Source organism: Microbacterium sp. B35-04 (assembly GCF_010634885.1).
Taxonomy (GTDB): domain Bacteria; phylum Actinomycetota; class Actinomycetes; order Actinomycetales; family Microbacteriaceae; genus Microbacterium.
The window spans coordinates 35,198-54,118 of sequence record NZ_MWLP01000041.1 but is presented as its reverse complement, the minus strand read 5'-3'; the positions used below and the strand labels follow the sequence as shown (position 1 = coordinate 54,118).

The 18,921-nt window shown below is 70.2% G+C and carries 17 protein-coding genes; 11 read left to right on the top strand and 6 right to left on the bottom strand.

The annotated features are described in order from the left end of the window. Positions 1–116: 116 nt before the first annotated feature. On the top strand, positions 117–1,166 hold the full coding sequence (locus tag B1729_RS11460) for an ABC transporter permease (protein ID WP_239526135.1): 1,050 nt from the start codon (positions 117–119) through the stop codon (positions 1,164–1,166). Further along, positions 1,163–3,628 (top strand): glycoside hydrolase family 3 N-terminal domain-containing protein, encoded by a 2,466-nt coding sequence (locus B1729_RS11455; protein WP_239539599.1) that lies wholly within the window; start codon positions 1,163–1,165, stop codon positions 3,626–3,628. Before B1729_RS11460 ends, B1729_RS11455 begins: the two co-directional genes overlap by 4 nt. 83 nt (positions 3,629–3,711) lie before the next feature. On the opposite strand, the gene B1729_RS20770 is transcribed toward B1729_RS11455, so the two are convergent. Both B1729_RS20770 and B1729_RS11445 read right to left on the bottom strand, forming a co-directional pair. After that, positions 3,712–4,296 (bottom strand): DUF3027 domain-containing protein, encoded by a 585-nt coding sequence (locus B1729_RS20770; protein ID WP_239526138.1) that lies wholly within the window; start codon positions 4,294–4,296, stop codon positions 3,712–3,714. Between the two features lie 304 nt (positions 4,297–4,600). After that, positions 4,601–4,984 carry a cold shock domain-containing protein gene (locus B1729_RS11445; protein ID WP_163619629.1) on the bottom strand — a complete coding sequence of 128 codons (384 nt, stop codon included), beginning with the start codon at positions 4,982–4,984 and terminating at the stop codon, positions 4,601–4,603. Positions 4,985–5,131: 147 nt separating this feature from the next. Between B1729_RS11445 and B1729_RS11440 the strand changes: the two genes are divergently transcribed. The 3 genes from B1729_RS11440 (at position 5,132) to B1729_RS11430 (ending at position 9,003) form a co-directional block, all read left to right on the top strand. Then, entirely contained in the window at positions 5,132–5,395 is a 264-nt protein-coding gene (locus B1729_RS11440) for a multidrug ABC transporter ATPase (RefSeq protein ID WP_163619631.1), read from the top strand. A 5-nt stretch (positions 5,396–5,400) separates the two neighbouring features. After that, positions 5,401–7,146: a helicase-associated domain-containing protein gene (locus tag B1729_RS11435; RefSeq protein WP_163632771.1), complete on the top strand. Its 1,746-nt coding sequence runs from the start codon at positions 5,401–5,403 to the stop codon at positions 7,144–7,146. Between the two features lie 216 nt (positions 7,147–7,362). Next, on the top strand, positions 7,363–9,003 hold the full coding sequence (locus B1729_RS11430; protein ID WP_163619635.1) for a DNA repair helicase XPB: 1,641 nt from the start codon (positions 7,363–7,365) through the stop codon (positions 9,001–9,003). 59 nt (positions 9,004–9,062) lie between these two features. Here the strand turns inward: B1729_RS11430 and B1729_RS11425 are convergent, their stop codons facing one another. After that, the gene (locus B1729_RS11425; protein WP_163619637.1) at positions 9,063–10,850 is read right to left on the bottom strand and encodes a bifunctional metallophosphatase/5'-nucleotidase; all 1,788 of its coding nucleotides are present in this window, start codon (positions 10,848–10,850) and stop codon (positions 9,063–9,065) included. 113 nt (positions 10,851–10,963) lie between these two features. Between B1729_RS11425 and B1729_RS11420 the strand changes: the two genes are divergently transcribed. The 3 genes from B1729_RS11420 to B1729_RS11410 all read left to right on the top strand — a co-directional run bounded on the left by B1729_RS11420 (position 10,964) and on the right by B1729_RS11410 (position 12,708). Continuing rightward, positions 10,964–11,122 carry a hypothetical protein gene (locus B1729_RS11420; protein ID WP_163632738.1) on the top strand — a complete coding sequence of 53 codons (159 nt, stop codon included), beginning with the start codon at positions 10,964–10,966 and terminating at the stop codon, positions 11,120–11,122. 149 nt (positions 11,123–11,271) lie between these two features. Then, positions 11,272–12,099: an SDR family oxidoreductase gene (locus B1729_RS11415; RefSeq protein ID WP_163632769.1), complete on the top strand. Its 828-nt coding sequence runs from the start codon at positions 11,272–11,274 to the stop codon at positions 12,097–12,099. 60 nt (positions 12,100–12,159) lie between these two features. Beyond that, a complete protein-coding gene (locus tag B1729_RS11410) occupies positions 12,160–12,708 on the top strand; it encodes a TetR family transcriptional regulator (RefSeq protein WP_163619641.1) in 549 nt (182 codons plus the stop codon). Here B1729_RS11410 and B1729_RS20890 read toward each other — a convergent pair. Both B1729_RS20890 and B1729_RS11405 read right to left on the bottom strand, forming a co-directional pair. Next, positions 12,674–12,808 carry a hypothetical protein gene (locus tag B1729_RS20890; RefSeq protein WP_275575846.1) on the bottom strand — a complete coding sequence of 45 codons (135 nt, stop codon included), beginning with the start codon at positions 12,806–12,808 and terminating at the stop codon, positions 12,674–12,676. The two genes, B1729_RS11410 and B1729_RS20890, sit on opposite strands and share 35 nt — an antisense overlap. Further along, entirely contained in the window at positions 12,805–14,043 is a 1,239-nt protein-coding gene (locus B1729_RS11405; RefSeq protein ID WP_163632767.1) for an FAD-dependent oxidoreductase, read from the bottom strand. The genes B1729_RS20890 and B1729_RS11405 overlap by 4 nt, the downstream gene beginning before the upstream one ends. Before the next feature lie 230 nt (positions 14,044–14,273). Between B1729_RS11405 and B1729_RS11400 the strand changes: the two genes are divergently transcribed. The 3 genes from B1729_RS11400 to B1729_RS11390 all read left to right on the top strand — a co-directional run bounded on the left by B1729_RS11400 (position 14,274) and on the right by B1729_RS11390 (position 17,168). After that, on the top strand, positions 14,274–14,966 hold the full coding sequence (locus B1729_RS11400) for a response regulator transcription factor (protein WP_163619645.1): 693 nt from the start codon (positions 14,274–14,276) through the stop codon (positions 14,964–14,966). A 114-nt stretch (positions 14,967–15,080) separates the two neighbouring features. Beyond that, a complete protein-coding gene (locus B1729_RS11395; protein ID WP_239526128.1) occupies positions 15,081–16,739 on the top strand; it encodes a HAMP domain-containing sensor histidine kinase in 1,659 nt (552 codons plus the stop codon). A 141-nt stretch (positions 16,740–16,880) separates the two neighbouring features. Continuing rightward, complete coding sequence (locus B1729_RS11390; RefSeq protein WP_163619647.1) at positions 16,881–17,168, top strand: WXG100 family type VII secretion target; 288 nt, start codon at positions 16,881–16,883, stop codon at positions 17,166–17,168. 80 nt (positions 17,169–17,248) lie between these two features. On the opposite strand, the gene groL is transcribed toward B1729_RS11390, so the two are convergent. Then, positions 17,249–18,868 carry a chaperonin GroEL gene (gene groL, locus B1729_RS11385; RefSeq protein ID WP_163619649.1) on the bottom strand — a complete coding sequence of 540 codons (1,620 nt, stop codon included), beginning with the start codon at positions 18,866–18,868 and terminating at the stop codon, positions 17,249–17,251. Between the last annotated feature and the right edge of the window lie 53 nt (positions 18,869–18,921).

Below are 18,921 nucleotides of genomic sequence, written 5' to 3'. Positions count from 1 at the left end.
CCGTTCCCACCACGACGGCACTGGATGCCGAGACCCCCGGCACGGCCGTCGCACCGGCGCCCCCGCAGACCCCTGCCACTCCGTCGACGCTCGCGCGCATCGGCTCGTCGTTCGCGATGTTCCGCAACCGCAAGTCGCTGACCGGGCTGGCGATCCTCGGGTTCTTCGTGCTGATCGCCGTGTTCGGCGACCTCATCGCGCCCTACGGTCCGCTCGACAAGGACTACACGGCGCTCAAGCAGCCGCCGTCGTGGCAGCACCTCCTCGGCACCAGCCACATGGGCGAGGACATCTTCAGCCAGATCATCTACGGCACGCGCGGTGTGCTCGTCGTCGGTCTGCTGTCGGGCGTGCTCGCCACGGCGATCGCGGTGGCGATCGGCGTGACAGCGGGCATCGTCACGGGCTGGAAGAGCGAGTCGCTGTCGGCGCTCACGAACGTCTTCCTGGTGCTGCCGGGCCTGCCGCTGATGATCATCATCGCGTCGCAGTTCGAAGACCCCAGCCTGCTGCTCATCGCCGCGGTGCTGGCGCTGACCGGATGGGCATGGGGTGCGCGCGTGCTGCGCGCGCAGACGATGTCGCTGCGCAACCGCGACTTCGTCCAGGCCGCGCGCGCCAACGGCGAGCCGCTCGGGCGCATCATCACGGTCGAGATGCTGCCGAACCTCATGGCGATCATCGCGTCGAGCTTCGTCGGCACGGTGACCGCGGCGGTGCTCGGGCTCACGACGCTCGCCTTCATCGGCGTCATCCCGATCACCAACCTCAACTGGGGCACGATCCTGTTCTGGGCGCAGCAGAACGGCGCGTTCCCGGACTACTGGTGGTGGTACGTCCCGGCCGGACTCTGCATCGCCCTGCTCGGCATGGCGCTGTCGCTCGTCAACTTCGGCATCGACGAGTACGTCAACCCGCGCCTGCGCTCGGCCGGCGAGCGCTCGAGGGCGCTGCGCAAGAAGGGGATGAAGGCGACCGCCGCCGTCACCGCGGTCCGGACGGGCCCGGAGACACCCGCACCGGGATCGGCGGCAGCATCCGTCGCAGCGACATCCCCGGCAGCGTCCGCGGCACCCGCAGAGACATCACCCGCGGCGCCTGCCCCCGCACCTCGCGAGGCGCTCGACGACGCGTCCTCCGCACCGGCTCGACAGGAGACCCCGTGACCGACGCCCCCCGCCCCCCGGAACGGCGCGACTCCCACGACGGGCACCGCCCGGCCTACCGCGACGCCGCGCTGCCGGTCGCCGACCGCATCGCCGACCTCCTCGGCCGCATGACGGTCGAGGAGAAGATCGGCCAGATGCTGCAGCTCGACGCGCGCGAGGATCTCGAAGACCAGGTGGTGCGCATGCACGCCGGCTCGATCCTGCATGCCTCGCCCGAGAAGGTGCTGCGCGCCCGCGAGCTGACGCTCGGGACCCGGCTGCAGATCCCGCTCCTCGTCGCCGAGGACTGCATCCACGGCCACTCCTTCTGGGAAGGGGCGACGATCTACCCGACCCAGCTGGGCCTGGCGGCATCGTGGGACGCCGGTCTCGCCGAGCGGGTCGCACGCGCCACCGCCGTCGAGGTCTCGGCCACCGGCATCCACTGGACGTTCTCGCCCGTGCTGTGCATCGCGCGGGACCTGCGCTGGGGCCGTGTCGACGAGACGTTCGGCGAGGACCCGTTCCTCATCGGAGAGCTCGCGTCGGCGATGGTGCGCGGCTACCAGGGCGGCGGGCTCGACGACCCCACCGCGATCCTCGCGACGGCGAAGCACTTCGCCGGCTACTCCGAGACGCAGGGCGGCCGCGACGCGAGCGAGGCCGACATCTCGCAGCGCAAGCTGCGCTCCTGGTTCCTGCCGCCGTTCGAGAGGGTGGCGAAAGAAGGATGCCGCACCTTCATGCTCGGCTACCAGAGCATCGACGGCGTGCCGATCACGGTCAATGACTGGCTGCTGAACGACGTGCTGCGTGGCGAGTGGGGCTACACCGGCACCCTCATCACCGACTGGGACAACGTCGGCCGCATGGTGTGGGAGCAGAAGGTGCAGCCCGACTACGCCCACGCCGCCGCTGCGGCGATGCTCGCCGGCAACGACATGATCATGACGACGCCCGGGTTCTTCCAGGGCGCGCTCGACGCGCTCGCGCAGGGGCTCGTGACCGAGGAGGCCCTCGACCGGGCGGTGACGCGCATCCTGCTGCTCAAGTTCGAGTTCGGCCTCTTCGAAGACCCGCGACTCCCCGATCGCGAGCGCATCGCCGCGGTCGTCGGCTCACCCGAGCACACGGCGCTCAACCTCGAAGCCGCACGTCGGTCCCTCGTGCTGCTGCGCAACGACGGCACGCTGCCCCTCGGCGGCGGTCTCACCGCCAATGCGGCAGGACGGACGGATGCCGCGGCTGGGCCCACGCGCGCGGAGGCACCCGCCGACGCGCCGGCGATGACCGGAGGGGGCGTGGGGACCGGATCTCGCCGCATCGCCGTCGTCGGGCCCCTCGCCGACGACGCGCAGACGCAGCTCGGCGACTGGGCCGGATCGTCGGGCCAGGTGGACTGGATCCCCGACGGGCACCCGCGCGAGATGATCACAACAGTGCTCGACGGGCTGCGCGCGCACGTCCCGGCGGACTGGGAGATCACCCACGCCCGGGGCGCAGACATCCTCGCCCTCGAGGAGGACCCCGCGGGCGCGTTCTTCCCGGACGGACAGCCGCGGCCGCAGGTCGTCGTTCCGAGCAGCGCCGACGCGGCGCTCATCGCGGAGGCGGTGGCGGCGGCCGAGGCCGCCGACTACGTGGTCGCCGTGGTCGGCGATCGCATCGAGCTGGTCGGCGAGGGACGGTCGACGGCGACACTCGAGCTCATCGGCGGGCAGGTCGCGCTGCTCGAGGCGCTGGCGGCGACCGGCACACCGCTGGTGGTGGTGCTGCTCGCCTCGAAGCCGCATGTGCTGCCGCAGGCGGTCACGGATGCCGCAGCACTGGTGTGGACCGCCAACCCCGGCATGCGCGGCGGCCAGGCCGTCGCCGAACTGCTGCTCGGACTCATCGAGCCGAGCGGCCGCCTGCCGATCTCGTTCGCGCGCCACGCCGGACAGCTGCCGATCTACTACAACCAGATCCGCGGCCAGCACGGCGACCGCTACGCCGACCTCACGCAGAGCCCGGCGTTCGCGTTCGGCGAGGGCCTGTCGTACACGACCGTCGAGTACGCCGACCTCCGGGTGATCGATCCGGAACCGAGCCGCGACGGCACCGTGCGTGCGCTCGTCGAGCTTCGCAACACCGGTGACCGCCCTGCGCACGAGGTCGTGCAGGTGTACGTGCGCGACAGCGTGGCCACGGTCAGCTGGGCCGACAAGGAGCTCAAGGCGTACCGCCATGTCGATCTGCAGCCCGGCGAGACCGCAACGGTCGAGCTGTCGCTGCCGGTCGCCGATTGCACGATCGTGGATGCCGCGGGCCGGCGCATCGTCGAGGCCGGCGAGTTCGAGCTGCTGGTCGGCCCGTCATCCCGCGACGATGTGCTCCTCAGCGCGCGCTTCCGAGTGGCGGACGCGGCCGCGAGCTCGACGTCTCCGGGCGACGGGAGCGCCGCGGCCGCCTCGGACCATCAGGCCGTCGAGCGCCGCTGACGGAATCGCGAAAGGGTAGATCTCCGCCGTCGTGCGTGCGGCGGAGATCTACCCTTTCGCGGGTCCTGCGGTGAGGCCTGGGCTCAGTCGCGATCGTCCTTGGGGTCGTCGTCCTCGTCGGAGTCGTCGTCGTACTCGTCCGAGTCGTCCTCGTCTTCGTCGAAGTTCTCGTCGAAGTCGTCCTCGTCGTCGTCAGCGCCGGCCTCGGCCAGCTCGTCGATGTCGACACCGTCGACGTCGCCGGCGTGGAGGATGGGCGACCCGTCGTCGTCGAAGTCCGACGCATCGAGGTCTTCGACGTCGTCGAGGTCCTCGTCGTCATCCGCGTCCTCGTCGAGGTCCTCGTCATCCTCGTCGTGGGCCGCCTCGGCCAGCGCCGCCTGCGCCGCGTGGTAGTCGGCGAGCCGTACGGCCCACGGCACCCAGTCCGGTGCGAGCAGCGCGCCGTCGCCGGGGAGCAGCTCGACCTCCAGCACTGTCGGCTCGGCATCCTCGACGCGCGCGATGCTCACCGTCCAGAACCATCCGGGGTAGCCCGGCAGGCGATTGGCGAACCGCAGCGAGACCACACCGCCCGCCTCCACGCGGTAGTCCGCGGGCGCGCCGACCGTCGCCTCCGGCGTGATCTCGCGCAGCGCCGATAGGGCGAGGTCGTGAGCGGCCAGCAGCTGCGGGTCGGGGTCAGGGGCGGGCTCGGGCTCCGGCTCCGGGTCGGCTGCGAGGTCCTCGGCCGTGAGCTCGGGCGCCAGCTCGGGCTCGGGATCGGGCGCCACCTCGTCGACCGCGGGCTCGGGCGTGACCTCCTCCACCGCGGGCTCGGGCGCGAACTCCTCGACCGCGGGCTCGGGCGCGAACTCCTCCACCGCGGGCTCGTCGTTGACGGCGGCCGCGGCATCCTTCACCGTCGACTCCTCCGAAAGCGCGCCGGAGTCGCCGTCCACCTCGGTGACGACGTCGGCAGGATCGGCGGGATCAGGCGTCGAGCTCATCAGCCACCTTGCGCAGCACGGCGGCGACCTTCTTGCCGTGCGCGCCGCTCGGGTACCGGCCGTGGCGCAGATCGCCGCCGATGCCGTCGAGCAGCTTAACGAGGTCCTCGATGATGATCGCCATGTCGTCGGCGGGCTTGCGGGAGCGCTTCGCGAGACTCACCGGCGCGTCGAGCACACGCACCGACAGTGCCTGCGGGCCGCGCTTGCCGTCGGCGATGCCGTACTCGAGCCGCGTGCCCGCCTTGGGCGCGGGCGTGCCGGGGGGCAGGGCCGTGGCGTGCAGGAAGACGTCCTGGCCGTCTTCGGAGGTGATGAAGCCGAACCCCTTCTCCTCGTCGTAGAACCTGACCTTGCCGGTGGGCATCGAAACCTCGCTGGATCGGTCGCCGCGCGAACATCGCGGCGAAACAGAGCATGACAAAAGCGGGGTCTTCCAACCCCGCCACCCAGCCTAACGGACCGGTGCACGATCGGCCCCGGCGCGCCGACGCCAGCGAGTAGGCTGGAACGGATGAGCACCAACCCCGCCGGCGACGTCCCCGTACGCCGCATCGACCGCATCCTGGCCTTCATGTCGCTGGGCCTTCTTGTGCTCTCGATCCTGAGCTTCTTCGCGATCATGATCGCGTCCGCCTCCGGCGCCGACATGCGCACGGGCGTCTGGCCGCTCGTGGGTGTGCTGGTGTACATCGCACCGCTCGTGGCGTTCGCACTGCTGCTGGCGGTCCTGATCATGAGCTTCGTGCGAAGGGCTCGCGCCAACCGAGGGGGCTGACGCGCGTGGTCTCCGACGCGCGCGCACTCGCGACGCGGCTCGCCGATCTCGGTGACGCTGCGCTCGCCCGAACGCTCGCGGCCCGGGGCGTCTCGCCTCAGAGCGGCTGGCACGATTTCTTCGACGCCGCCGAGGGACTGCTCGACCCCGCATCGATCGACCGTGCGCTGACGCACCTCGACCGGCGCGACCTCACCGCCCTCCACAGCACCACGCCCGCCGACACTGATCCCGGGAGGCGCGACGGGAGACCCACGCTGCTCGCGCTCGTCGACGAAGATGGCAACGCCTACACCCAGGTGGCTGAGCGTGTGGCGGCCGCCGCCACGGCAGCGCCCGACGCCTTCCGGCCCACCGGACCGCCCCCGGCTGCGCTTCCCGCCGAGCCGAAGGCCGCCGCGGCGGCCGCGGAACGCGCGTTCACGACGGCCGGCTCACTCGCCGACATCCTGCTGGCGTGTCTGCACACCCCCCTCGCCCGGACGGGCGCGGGTCCGGTCAGCGCGGTGGATCGGCGACGGCTGAGGGATGCCGGGGCGCTCGAGTTCGCCGACGAGCTCGAGGATCTGCTCGGCTCCGCCGCCGACGCGGGGCTCGCGGTCGCGCACGAGCGGGAGTGGACGGTGACCGAGGCGGGTGAGCGATGGCTCGAGGCCCCGACGCCGCTGCGCTGGGAGACGATCGCGGAGGGCTTCCGCGCGGAGCTTCCCGACGGCCTGCGGACCCCGGCGAACGGATTCCTCGTCCCGGCCGCCTGGGCCGATGTCTACCCGCTCGACCCGGAGTGGCCCGCCCGCGCCGACCAGCTGCGCCGCATGGGCGTGCGCTGGGGACTGTTCGGGGCCGACGACTCCGCCGCCGAGTTCCCGTGGACCGCCGCGCTGCGCGCCGGCGAGCCCGCGGATGCCGCCACGATGGCCGCCTACCTCCCCGCCGAGATCGACCGCGTCTACCTGCAGGCCGATCTGACGGCGATCGCGCCCGGTCCGCTCGCACCCGCCCTCGACCTGCGTCTGCGCTCCATCGCTGTGCGCGAGTCCCGCGCCCAGGCCTCGACGTACCGGTTCACCGCGGCGTCGGTCGGCGCCGGAATGACCGAGGGCGAGACGGCGGCGTCGATGCGCGCCTTCCTCGCAGAACTATCGCTCACCGGCATCCCCCAGCCCCTGGATTATCTCATCGAGAGCACCGCCGCGCGGCATGGCCTGGTGCGCGTGAGCGCCGACGACGCCACCGGACGCACGCGGGTGGACAGCTCGGATGCCGGCCTGCTCGAGGCGATCGCGATCGACCAGGCACTGCGCCCGCTGGGTCTGCTGGTGCTCGAAGGCGACCACGCGCTCTCGTCGCGGGTCGCCCGCGACGCGGTGTACTGGAGCCTCGCCGACGCGCGGTACCCGGTCGTCGCGCTCGACGCGACGGGCGCCCCCGAGTCGATCCACCGGCGCACCGCGGCCACGCCGTCGGTGCCCGCCGCCGCCCCGGAGGCCACTTACGCCCGCCTGATCCGCACGCTGCGCGGCGGCCACGGCACCCAGGGCGAGGCCGGCTGGCTCGAGCGCGAACTCGAGCAGGCGGTGCGCGCCCGCGCCGAGATCGTGGTGGTCGTGCGCATGCCCGACGGCGCGGAGCGCTCGTTCACGCTCGAGGCGGCAGGCCTCGGCGGCGGCCGCCTGCGCGGCCGCGACCGCGCGGCCGACATCGAGCGGACCCTGCCGGTGTCGAGCATCGTGAGCGTCGGCGCGGTCTGAAGCCGCGGCATCCACTACCCGCCGGCGCCCAACAGGCCGCCCCGTCTTGGCTCGCGCCGCAGCCGCGAGACCGGGGATTCCTGCCGACACCGAGGACATGACACCGCGTCTCGACGCAGATCCCCTGTCTCGGTGAACCGTGGCTCGTCACGCGGGCTGCCGCAGGGTGCGTCAGAGGAACCCGGGACCGGGAAAGCGCCGGTAGACTGGCACGTTATGGCTGACGGCCCCCTCATCGTGCAGAGCGACCGCACGGTTCTTCTTGAAGTTGCACACCCCGATGCCGAGAGCGCGCGGCACGAACTCGCGATCTTCGCCGAGCTCGAGCGCGCTCCCGAGCACATCCACACCTACCGCATCACGCGGCTGGGTCTGTGGAACGCGCGCGCCGCCGGCCACGGCGCCGAGGACATGCTGGCGACGCTCGACCGGTGGTCGCGCTTCCCGGTGCCCCCGTCGGTGTCGATCGACATCTCCGAGACGGTGGGGCGCTACGGCCGCCTCGTCATCGAGCGCAACGACGACAGCGAGCTGGTGCTGCGATCGACGGATGCCGCGGTCCTGGCGGAGGTGTCGAAGAACAAGCGCATCCAGCCGCTGCTGATCGGCCGCCCCTCCCCCGACGCGTTCATCATCGACGCGTGGGCCCGAGGCCACATCAAGCAGGAGCTGCTGAAGATCGGCTGGCCGGCCGAGGACCTCGCCGGCTACACGCCGGGCACGCCGCACCCGATCGACCTCGCCGAGGACGGGTGGCACCTGCGGCCCTACCAGCGGCAGGCCGTCGACATCTTCACGCAGGGCGGGTCGGGCGTGGTCGTGCTGCCCTGTGGCGCCGGCAAGACCCTCGTGGGTGCCGCGGCGATGGCCGACACCAAGACCACGACGCTGATCCTCGTGACCAACACCGTGAGCGCCCGGCAATGGCGCGACGAGCTGCTGAAGCGCACGTCGCTGACAGCCGAGGAGATCGGCGAGTACTCCGGTCAGACCAAGGAGATCAAGCCGGTCACCATCGCGACGTACCAGATCCTCACCGCCAAGCGGAAAGGCCAGTACGCGCACCTCGCCCTCCTCGACGCGCTCGACTGGGGTCTCATCGTCTACGACGAGGTGCACCTCCTCCCGGCGCCGGTGTTCAAGCTCACCGCCGACCTGCAGGCGCGGCGACGACTCGGCCTCACCGCGACGCTCGTGCGCGAGGACGGCCGCGAGGGCGATGTGTTCAGCCTCATCGGCCCCAAGCGGTTCGACGCGCCCTGGAAGGAGATCGAGGCGCAGGGCTTCATCTCCCCTGCTGTCTGCTACGAGGTGCGGGTCGACCTGCCCGCCGGCGACCGTCTGGAGTACGCCGCGGCCGCGGACGACGAGCGATACCGCCTCGCGGCGACCGCACCCGCGAAGATCGGCGTCGTGCGCGACCTGGTGGCGCGCCACGAGGGAGAGCGCATCCTCATCATCGGCCAGTACCTCGACCAGATCGACGTGCTCGCCGAGGCGCTGAACGCCCCCAAGATCACCGGGCAGACCCCGATCGACGAGCGCGAGCAGCTGTACCAGGCGTTCCGCGTGGGCGAGATCTCGGTGCTCGTGGTGTCGAAAGTCGCGAACTTCTCGATCGATCTGCCCGAGGCATCCGTCGCCATCCAGGTGTCGGGGTCGTTCGGCTCGCGCCAGGAGGAGGCCCAGCGTCTCGGACGCCTGCTGCGCCCCAAGCAGTCGAACCACACCGCCAGCTTCTACACGCTGATCGCCCGCGACACCGTCGATCAGGACTTCGCGCAGAACCGGCAGCGGTTCCTCGCCGAGCAGGGCTACGCCTACACGATCCTCGACGCGCACTCTCTGGCGGCCTGAGCCACCGAGAACGAGAAGGCCCGGCGCTGCGCTGCAGCACCGGGCCTTCCCTCGTTTCGCTACTGCTTGATGATGCGGTCCAGCGGCGTCGGAGCGTACGGGCTGTTGGCCGTCAGGTACGCCGCGAACGCGTCGATGTCGAGCCCGCCGTAGTAGACGTTGTCGGCGTCCAGGAACGTCGGGAACCCGTCGCCGCCGCCCGCGAGGAAGTTGTTCGTCACGATGCGGTAGACAGTCGTGTCGACCAACGGCTGGCCGTTCAGCGTGACCGTGCCGAGCGTGGTGCCGGAGTACGTGTAGGCGAAGCCCTCACTCACCTGCAGGATCTTCGGCTGGGCGGCGTTCGCGCCGCTCCACTGCTGAACCAGCAGCTGCTTGATCTCGGCGCCGGTGAGGTCGAGCGAGACCAGGTAGTTGTTGAACGGCTGGACGTTGAACGCCTCCTCGTAGGTGACGTCACCCGGGGCCTCGCCCCACGCCGACGCACTATAGGTGAGATCGGTGCGGATGCCGCCGGGGTTCATCAGCGCGATCTGCGGCGCGGCGTACGGCCCGATGACACTCGGGTCGGCGAGCTGCGCATCGGCGATCAGGTCGCCCAGAGCCGACTCACCACCGGCGTTGGTCGCCCGTGTGATGTCCGAGGCGATCGAACCGATCACCTCGCTCGCGATCGGCGCGACCAGTTCCTTGTACTTGGCGATCAGATCGGTCTCGGCCGGGTCCTTGTCCACGTTGCGCGTCACGAGCATGTTCTCGCTCGTGACAGACGTGCGCACGATGTCCTGCGTGCGGCGGTCGTACGAGAGATTCGTCTCGGTGTACAGGCGCCCGAACGAGGAGGCGGACGTGACCATGCGGCTCTGACCCGCGGGGTCCGGGATGTTGCAGACGTACGGCGCGTGGGTGTGCCCCGAAACGATCAGGTCGATCGCCGGATCGAGGTTCTGAGCGATGGGGATGATCGGGCTGTTCGCCGCGATCTCCGCCCCGTTGCCGCAGGCCGCGTTGTAGGCGGCGCTCGACGGAGGCGTGCCGCCCTGGTGGATCAGCACGACGATCGCGTTCACGCCTTGGGCCCGGAGCACCGGCACCAGGGCGTTCGCGGTCTCTACCTCGTCCTTGAAGTCCAGGCCGGCCACGCCCGCCGCCGTAACGATGTCGGGGGTCTCCTCGAGCGTCATGCCGATGAAGCCGATCTTGGCTCCTCGCACATTCTCGATGGAGTACGCGGGGAGGATCGTCTCGTTCGTCCCGTCGTAGACGACGTTCGCCGCGAGGAAGTCGAAATCGGCCCCGGCGAAGGAGCCGTCCGGGCACGAGTTCTGGTTGTTCGCGCCGTCGCCGTCGTCGAGGCAGCCGCCGTTCGCCATGCGCAGCAGCTCGACATAGCCCTCGTCGAACTCGTGGTTGCCGACGGCCGAGACGTCGAGGTGGAGCGCATTGAGCGCCTCGATCGACGGCTCGTCGTGGAAGGCGCCGGACAGCAGCGGCGAGGCCCCGATGAGGTCGCCTGCCGCGACGGTGAGGGAGGTCTTCTCGTGACCCTCCCGCGCCTGTGCGAGGTGCGTCGCGAGGTATTCGACGCCGCCGACCCCGGGAGGGGTGAGAGTGTCGGTGGTCACGCCGCCGGGCAGGTTGAGCCGGCCACTGGAGCCTGCGGGCGGCTCGAGGTTGCCGTGGAAGTCGTTGAAGGACAGCAGCTGGATCTCGATCTCCGGTCCGTTCGGAGTCTTCTTGTCGCCGGGCGCCGCGGTGGCGGCGCCTGGGCCGGCCAGCGCGAGCACGACCGCGGTCGCGGCGATGACCGCTCCTCCGGTCAGCCGTGAGATGGATGTCGAGCGCATGTGCACAGGGCCCTCCCCTTCGTGGCGGACGCCTCAGCCCGCCGCATTCACGCGTCCTCGTGGGCGCGATCAGGATGAACCTAATACAGCGCGCGCGGACGCGACAGGGGGAAATGGATGCCGGGCGCGGCCGCGTGCGCGATCGGGTGACATCGTCGGGCGGCACGATCCGCCACGACATCTACAGCTTCCCCGGCGCACGTCGCTTCCACTTCGTCGATCCGGCGGGGAACGAGCTGGCGGTGTGGTCGCACGACCCCGACCGACGGTGACGGTGAATGCCGCGAACACTCCTGTGGGCACGAGGCATTCAGCACCGGCGAGAACGGGTTGTACTACGAAGACAGTACTCGTACACTACATTCGTAGTATCATCCGCGAGGGGTGGTGGGCCATCCCGCGGTTCGGAGGGAGAGACGACATGCCTACAGCACTCGTCACCGGAACGAGGCGCGGGATCGGAAGAGCGGTCGCACGTCGACTCGCCGGGTCGGGCTGGACGGTCTTCGCCGGGGTTCGCGACCTCACCGACTGGGAGGTCATGGCCGAATCGGACCAGCGCATCACCCCTGTCAGCCTCGACGTCACCGACCAGGCGCGTATCGACGCCGGCGCCGACGCCCTGCCCGACCGTCTGGACGCGCTCATCAACAACGCCGCGTTCGCCGTTCTGGGACCGGTTGAGACGCTCACCACCGCGGATCTTCGGCGACAGTTCGAGGTCAACGTCGTGGGCACCGTGGCAGTCACTCGCGCCGTACTCCCGCGGCTGCGCACCGCAGCGGGCCGGATCGTCTTCATCTCGTCGGTCGGCAGCCGGTCCGTCGTCCCCATGGAGGGCGCCTACTGTGCCTCCAAGTGCGCCGTCGAGGGGATCGCAGATGCTCTCCGGGTGGAACTGCGCCCGTGGCGCATCGCCGTTTCCGTCGTCGAACCTGGCCCGACCGACACCGAGACCTGGCGGGAGGTCGACGCGATGATCGATGACATGCATGCGCGGATGTCGCCGCATCACCGCGACCTCTATGCGCAGCATGTGGTCGGGCTGCGCAAGAACATCGCGCGCTTCGGATCAGCGGCCGCACCGCCCGACGCCGTCGTGCGTGCGGTCGAACACGCGCTGACCGCGCGGCGGCCGCGCGCCCGCTACGTGGTGGGGGCTCCGGCACGGACGATGGTCGCCATGCGCGCCCTTCTTCCGACCCGCACCGGAGACGCCATCGGCGCCCGCATCGCGGGTCTGACGTGAACGACTGAGCCCGGACGACGCGATGGCGCTCTGCGCCCATCCGTCGCCTATCGTCAGAACATGGCTTCAACGAGGGACCGCGCCCTGGACGCCGCGGTCGCGCTCGTGGGTGAGCAGGGCATCCGGGCTTTGACGCACGCCCGGGTCGACGAGCGGGCGGGGCTGCCGAGGGGGTCGACCTCGAACTGGTTCCGCACGCGCGACGCACTCATCGCCGGGGTCGTGGCGTGGCTCGCCGAGAGCGAGCGAGCCGATCTCACCTCGGACGGGAGGCCCTCGATCGAGACGCCGGAGCAGCTCGTCGACGCGCTCAGCGGTGCGATCGCGCTCCAGACCGGGCCACTCGCCTCGCGGACGAAGACGCGCTACGCGATCTTCCTCGAGTGCGCCGGCGATGCCGAGCTGCTGGCTCCGCTGCTCGCCCAGCGTCGCGTCTTCGTGGACTGGACCATCGCCCTGCTGACAGCCGTCGGCGCGCGCTCTCCCCGGGACGCGGCCCGCACGCTGATGGCGACCGGCGAGGGGCTCGTCCTTCATCGCATGACCGTGGATCCGGATGCCGAGATCCGGCCCGTCATCGAGCGCGCCGTGCGCGCCGCGCTCGACTGAGGCCGATGATCGCGACGTGCCGCGAGAGGTCGAGCGGGCCGTCGGGAAGGTCGAGCACCCCCGTGAACAGCGCGGAGGTCGATTCGGGAGCGAGAGTCACGGGAGCAGGCTATCCAGCGGCACGTCGGCATTTCGCAGGCGCTCCGCGTCGAGCCGCTCCCCCGATCGGATCAGGGCCTGCACGGTCTCGTTGACATCCCAGACGTTGACGTTCATGCCCGCGACCACCCGACCCCTGCCCGTGGAATCGGGAGCCTCGACCCAGAACGCGATGAACTCGCGAGCTGCGAGATCACCGCGCACGACGAGGTCGGCATCCGTCATCAGCGGCGCGTAGCCCGACAGCTCCATGCCGAGGTCGTACTGATCGGTATAGAAGTACGGGATGTCGTCGAAGGACGCTCGCTCGCCGAGCATCGACCTCGCCACGACCTTGCCGGCATTCAACGCATTGGCCCAGTGCTCGCTGCGCAGGTGCCGCTGCAGCACCGGGTGGAACGGGTTGGCGACGTCTCCCGCCGCATAGACGTCGGGGGCGCTGGTGCGCAGCGCCGCATCGGTGAGGACGCCGTTCAGTATGTCGAGGCCGGCCTCCTCGGCGAGCGTGATGTCGGGTGCGGCGCCGACGCCGACCAGCACCAGGTCTGCAGGGAGCGTCTCACCGTCGACGACGACGGCTTGGGCGCGGTCGGATCCCACGATGCGCTCCACCGCGACCGACGTGCGGAGGTCCACGCCGTGCTCCAGGTGCAGTTCCCGGAAGACTTCCCCCATCTCCGGTCCGAGCGCGGCGGCGAGAGGCACATCGTCGCGCTCGAGGATCGCCACGTCGTTGCCGAAGCCGCGAGCGGTGGCGGCGACCTCCATGCCGATCCACCCCGCGCCGATGACCACCAGCCGGCGGCCACCGTCACGCAGCTGCGCGGCGAGCGCGTCGGAGTCGTCGAGGCGACGCAGCGTCACCACGCCGGGCAGCTCGTGGCCGGGGAGCGGGATCATGCGCGGCGTCGCACCGGTCGCCAGCAGCACGGCGTCGTAGTCCAGCCGTGTCCCGTCCTCGACCTCCACCATGTGGGCGACGGGCTCGAGCGCGGTCACGGCCAGGCCGGTGATCAGCCGGATGCCGCGCTCGGCGTACCACTCGGCGGGGTGGAGGATGACGGCATCCGTCCCCTCGCTCCCGGCGAGGTAACCCTTCGACAGCGGCGGCCGCTGGTAGGGCGGATGCGGCTCCGCGGCGACGATCGTGATGTCACCGTCGAAGCCCTCGTCGCGCAGCGCCTCGGCCGCCGTGCCGCCGGCAAGACCCCCTCCGATGATCAGCATGTGGCTCATGACGACTCCTCTCGTCGACGTGCGGGCGTCGGTCGAGGCGCGGGAAGGGCAGGCCGTCGTGACCTCGATCCGTCGCGCAACAGCGAACGGCTCGCCTGGCCCTGACGCTACCCTTCCTCGCCCCTCAGCGCCCGCTGCTGCGTCGAACTGCGCCGCAGCGCCGCGTGATGATTTCAGGGCTCGGCGCCGATATCCAGACGCCGCATGGGTTCCGCCGACATAATGAGGGCATGACCGCACCGCGCATCCTCGTCGTGGACGACGAACCGAACATTCGCGACCTGCTGATCACGAGCCTGCGATTCGCCGGATTCCAGGTACGGGCCGTCTCGAACGGCGCTCAGACGATCTCGGCCGTTCTCGAGGAGGAACCGGACCTCATCATCCTCGACGTGATGCTGCCCGACATGAACGGGTTCAGCGTCACCAAGCGCCTCCGCGGCGCCGGCTACACCGCCCCGATCCTCTTCCTCACCGCCAAGGACGAGACGGAAGACAAGATCACCGGCCTCAACGCCGGCGGCGATGACTACGTCACCAAGCCCTTCAGTCTCGACGAGATCGTCGCCCGCATCCAGGCCATCCTGCGCCGCACGATGCAGGCTGACGAGGAATCCGTCATCCGTGCCGGCGAGATCACGATGGACCAGGACACGCACGACGTCCAGGTCGGCGACGCGTCGATCGACCTCAGCCCGACCGAGTTCAAGCTGCTGCGCTACCTCATGCTCAACCCCAACCGCGTGCTGTCGAAGGCGCAGATCCTCGACCACGTCTGGGAGTACGACTTCAACGGCGACGCGGGCATCGTCGAGAGCTACATCTCGTATCTCCGCCGCAAGATCGATCCCCACTCCACCGAGCCGCTCATCCAGACCAAGCGCGGCTTCGGCTACATGCTGAAAGCCGGCAAGACCGCGTAACGCGGCCCGAGCGAGGGGGACGATCTGGCGCAGAAGCCCGACGCGATCACCCGGTGGTGGCGCGGCACGAGTCTGCGCGCGAAGGTCACCGGGGTCACCGTCGCGCTCCTCGCGGTGGGCCTGATCGCGGCGGGCGTCGGCACGGCGGCGTTCCTGCGCAATTCCCTGATCGACGGCGTCGACACGCAGGTCGATGCGCTCGCGCGGACGGATGCCGCGAGCCCGCTGCTCGAGCTGACGGCCGAGGACGGCGAACTCGTGGTCGAGCCGCTCGACAACCCGCCTACGACCGACTACTTCGTCGCCGTGTACGAACCCGAGAACGGGGACCTCGTCGCCACCGCGGGCGGACGCGGCGGCCCGGAGCCCGCGTTCCCCGAGACCTATCCGCTCGACCACGCGATACCGAGGGAACTGGACATCGTCACGCTGTCCTCGGTCGACGGCGACGCCGAGTTCCGGGCGACGGTGACGGTGGAGGAGCTCGGCAACAGCGGGCTGTTCTATTCGCAGATGGTCGCCGTGCCGCTGGCGACGGTGAACCGGACGATCGCGTCGTACATCGGCATCTACAGCATCCTCGCGATCCTGATCCTCGTGGGCGGCGCGGTCGCCACCCGCTACCTCGTCACCCTCACCTTCCGCAGCCTCGGCCAGGTCGAATCGACGGCCGACGCGATCGCGGCCGGCGACTTCAGCCTGCGCATGACCGACATCGAGCCGACCACGACCGAAGTCGGGCGCCTGAAGACGGCGATCAACGCGATGCTCGACCGTGTCGACGCCGCCATCACGCAGCGCGATGCGACCGTGCGACAGATGAGGCGGTTCATCGGCGATGCCAGCCACGAGCTGCGCACCCCGCTGGTCACCGTGCGAGGCTACGCCGAGCTCTACCGCATGGGCGCCGTGCGCGGCGACGAGGACGTCGCGCAGTCCATGGAGCGCATCGAGAAGGAGGCCATCCGCATGGGCCTCCTCGTCGAGGACCTGCTCGCCCTCGCCCGCCTCGACGAACGCCGCGACGTCGTCATCGGACCCGTCGATCTGCGCCCCGTCGCACGGGATGCGGCGCTCGACGTGCGCGCGGCCGCGCCGGCGCGGCCGGTCACGGTCATCGACACGACGATCGAGGACTCCGTCGCGCCGGCTGAAGCCGAGTCCGCCGTCTCTCCCGACGACAAGCGGCGTGCCGGCAGCCCGTCGGCGATCTCGCGCGCCGGTGCGACGCTGTCGCTGCTGCGACGGCGTCCCAAGCCGATACCGGCGACTGGCGCTGCTGCCTCTGCCATGCCGACCCTGCTACCGGAGGCCGACGATGCTCTCCCGGCCGACGGGCTGCTGCCCGTGGTGCTCGGTGACGAGAACCGCATCCGCCAGGTCGTGACCAACCTGCTCGGCAACGCGCGCCGCTTCACCGCCGAGGACTCGCCCATCGAGCTGCGCGTCGGCGTCGATGCCCGCGCCCGCATGGGCTGGATCGAGATCGTCGACCACGGCGAGGGCGTTCCCGACCAGATCAAAGACAAGATCTTCCAGCGCTTCTGGCGGGCCGACACCTCCCGCACGCGCGAGACCGGCGGCTCGGGCCTCGGCCTGTCCATCGTGGCGTCGATCGTCGAGGCGCTGCACGGCTCCGTCGACGTCGTCGACACCCCGGGCGGTGGTGCGACGTTCCGCGTCGCCTTCCCGCTCGCTGACGCCCGCGCCGCCGGGGAGCACATCGACATCCTCACACAGCCGATGCGGCGCCTGGCCGACGCCTCCGAGTGACGTCTCTCCTCCCCAGCCGGCGTCTCAGCTGCACCCTCCACAGATGACGACGGATGCCGCGTCCCGCGTCGTGCGGGCACTTAGCGTTGCGGTCACCGCGGTTCGGCATCCGGCCGCCGCACGTTGATCAGGAGCCCCCGAATGGCCGTCTTCACCGTCGACAGCGACAGCATCCTCACCTCGACCGCCACCGTGCGCGGCACGATCGACCGGCTGCAGGCGGAGTCGAACGCGATGCTCGCGCAGCTGACCCAGCTGCAGTCTTCGTGGTCGGGCTCGGCCGCGGTGGCGTTCGCGGGCGTCGTGGAGCAATGGCGCGGGACGCAGCGCCAGGTCGAGGAGTCGCTCGCGAACATCAACGCGTCTCTCGCGGCCGCGGGCCGGCAGTACGCCGACACCGAGCTGGCGACGACCAGCCTCTTCCGCTGATCCCCCCACCGGCGGGAGACGCAGAACGGCCCCTCCGCGAGGAGGGGCCGTTCTGTGAACGCGTTATGCGAGGGGCTGGATCAGAAGTCCATGCCACCGGTCGGGTCGCCGGCCGGAGCCGAGACCTTCTCGGGCTTGTCGGCGACGACGGCCTCGGTCGTGAGGAAGAGGCCGGCGATCGACGCGGCGTTCTGCAGCGCCGAACGGGTCACCTTGGCGGGGTCGATGATGCCCTGCGCGAACAGGTCACCGTACTCGCCCGTGGCGGCGTTGAGGCCGTGGCCCGCGGGGAGCTCCGAGACCTTGTTCGCGACGACGCCCGGCTCGAGACCGGCGTTGAGGGCGATCTGCTTGAGCGGAGCCTCGATCGCGACGCGCACGATGTTGGCACCGGTCGCTTCGTCACCGGTCAGCTCGAGCCCGTCGAGGGCCTTCTTGCCGGCCTGGATGAGCGCGACGCCACCACCGGGGACGATGCCCTCCTCGACGGCCGCCTTCGCGTTGCGAACGGCGTCCTCGATGCGGTGCTTGCGCTCCTTGAGCTCGACCTCGGTCGCCGCACCCGCCTTGATGACGGCGACGCCGCCGGCGAGCTTGGCGAGACGCTCCTGGAGCTTCTCGCGGTCGTAGTCGCTGTCGGTGTTGTCGATCTCGCGGCGGATCTGGGTCACGCGACCCTCGATCGCAGAGGCGTCGCCGACACCCTCGATGATCGTGGTCTCGTCCTTGGTGACGATGACCTTGCGCGCACGGCCGAGCAGGTCGAGGGTGGCGTTCTCGAGCTTGAGACCGACCTCCTCCGTGATGACCTGCGCACCGGTGAGGATCGCGATGTCCTGCAGCTGCGCCTTGCGACGGTCGCCGAAGCCGGGAGCCTTGACGGCGACCGACTTGAAGATGCCGCGGATCTTGTTGAGCACGAGGGTCGCGAGAGCCTCACCCTCGACGTCCTCGGCGATGATGACGAGCTCCTTGCCGTCCTGGATCACCTTGTCGACGACGGGCAGAAGGTCCTTGATGTTCGAGATCTTCTGGTTCGCGATGAGGATGTAGGGGTCCTCGAAGACCGCTTCCTGACGCTCCGGGTCCGTGACGAAGTAAGGGTTGATGTAGCCCTTGTCGAAGCGCATGCCCTCGGTGAGCTCGAGCTCGGTGCCGAAGGTCTGCGACTCCTCGACGGTGACGACGCCTTCCTTGCCCACCTTGTCGATGGCCTCGGCGATCAGCGCGCCGATCTCGGGGTCAGCGGCCGAGATCGAAGCCGTGGCAGCGATCTGCTCCTTGGACTCGACCTCCTTGGCGGACTCGAGCAGCTCGGCGGTGATGGCGGCGACGGCCTTCTCGATGCCCTTCTTGAGCGAGATGGGGTCGGCGCCGGCTGCGACGTTGCGCAGGCCCTCGCGGACGAGCGCCTGGGCGAGGACGGTCGCGGTGGTCGTGCCGTCACCGGCGACGTCGTCGGTCTTCTTGGCGACCTCCTTGACGAGCTCCGCGCCGATCTTCTCGTACGGGTCGTCGAGCTCGATCTCCTTGGCGATCGAGACGCCGTCGTTCGTGATCGTGGGGGCGCCCCACTTCTTCTCAAGCACGACGTTGCGACCGCGCGGGCCGAGCGTCACCTTGACGGCGTCGGCCAGGATGTTGAGGCCGCGCTCGAGGCCACGACGGGCCTCCTCGTCGAAAGCGATGATCTTTGCCATGTTGTGTGTCGTCCCTCCGGAACGTTGGCTTTGGGTATTAGCACTCAACAATC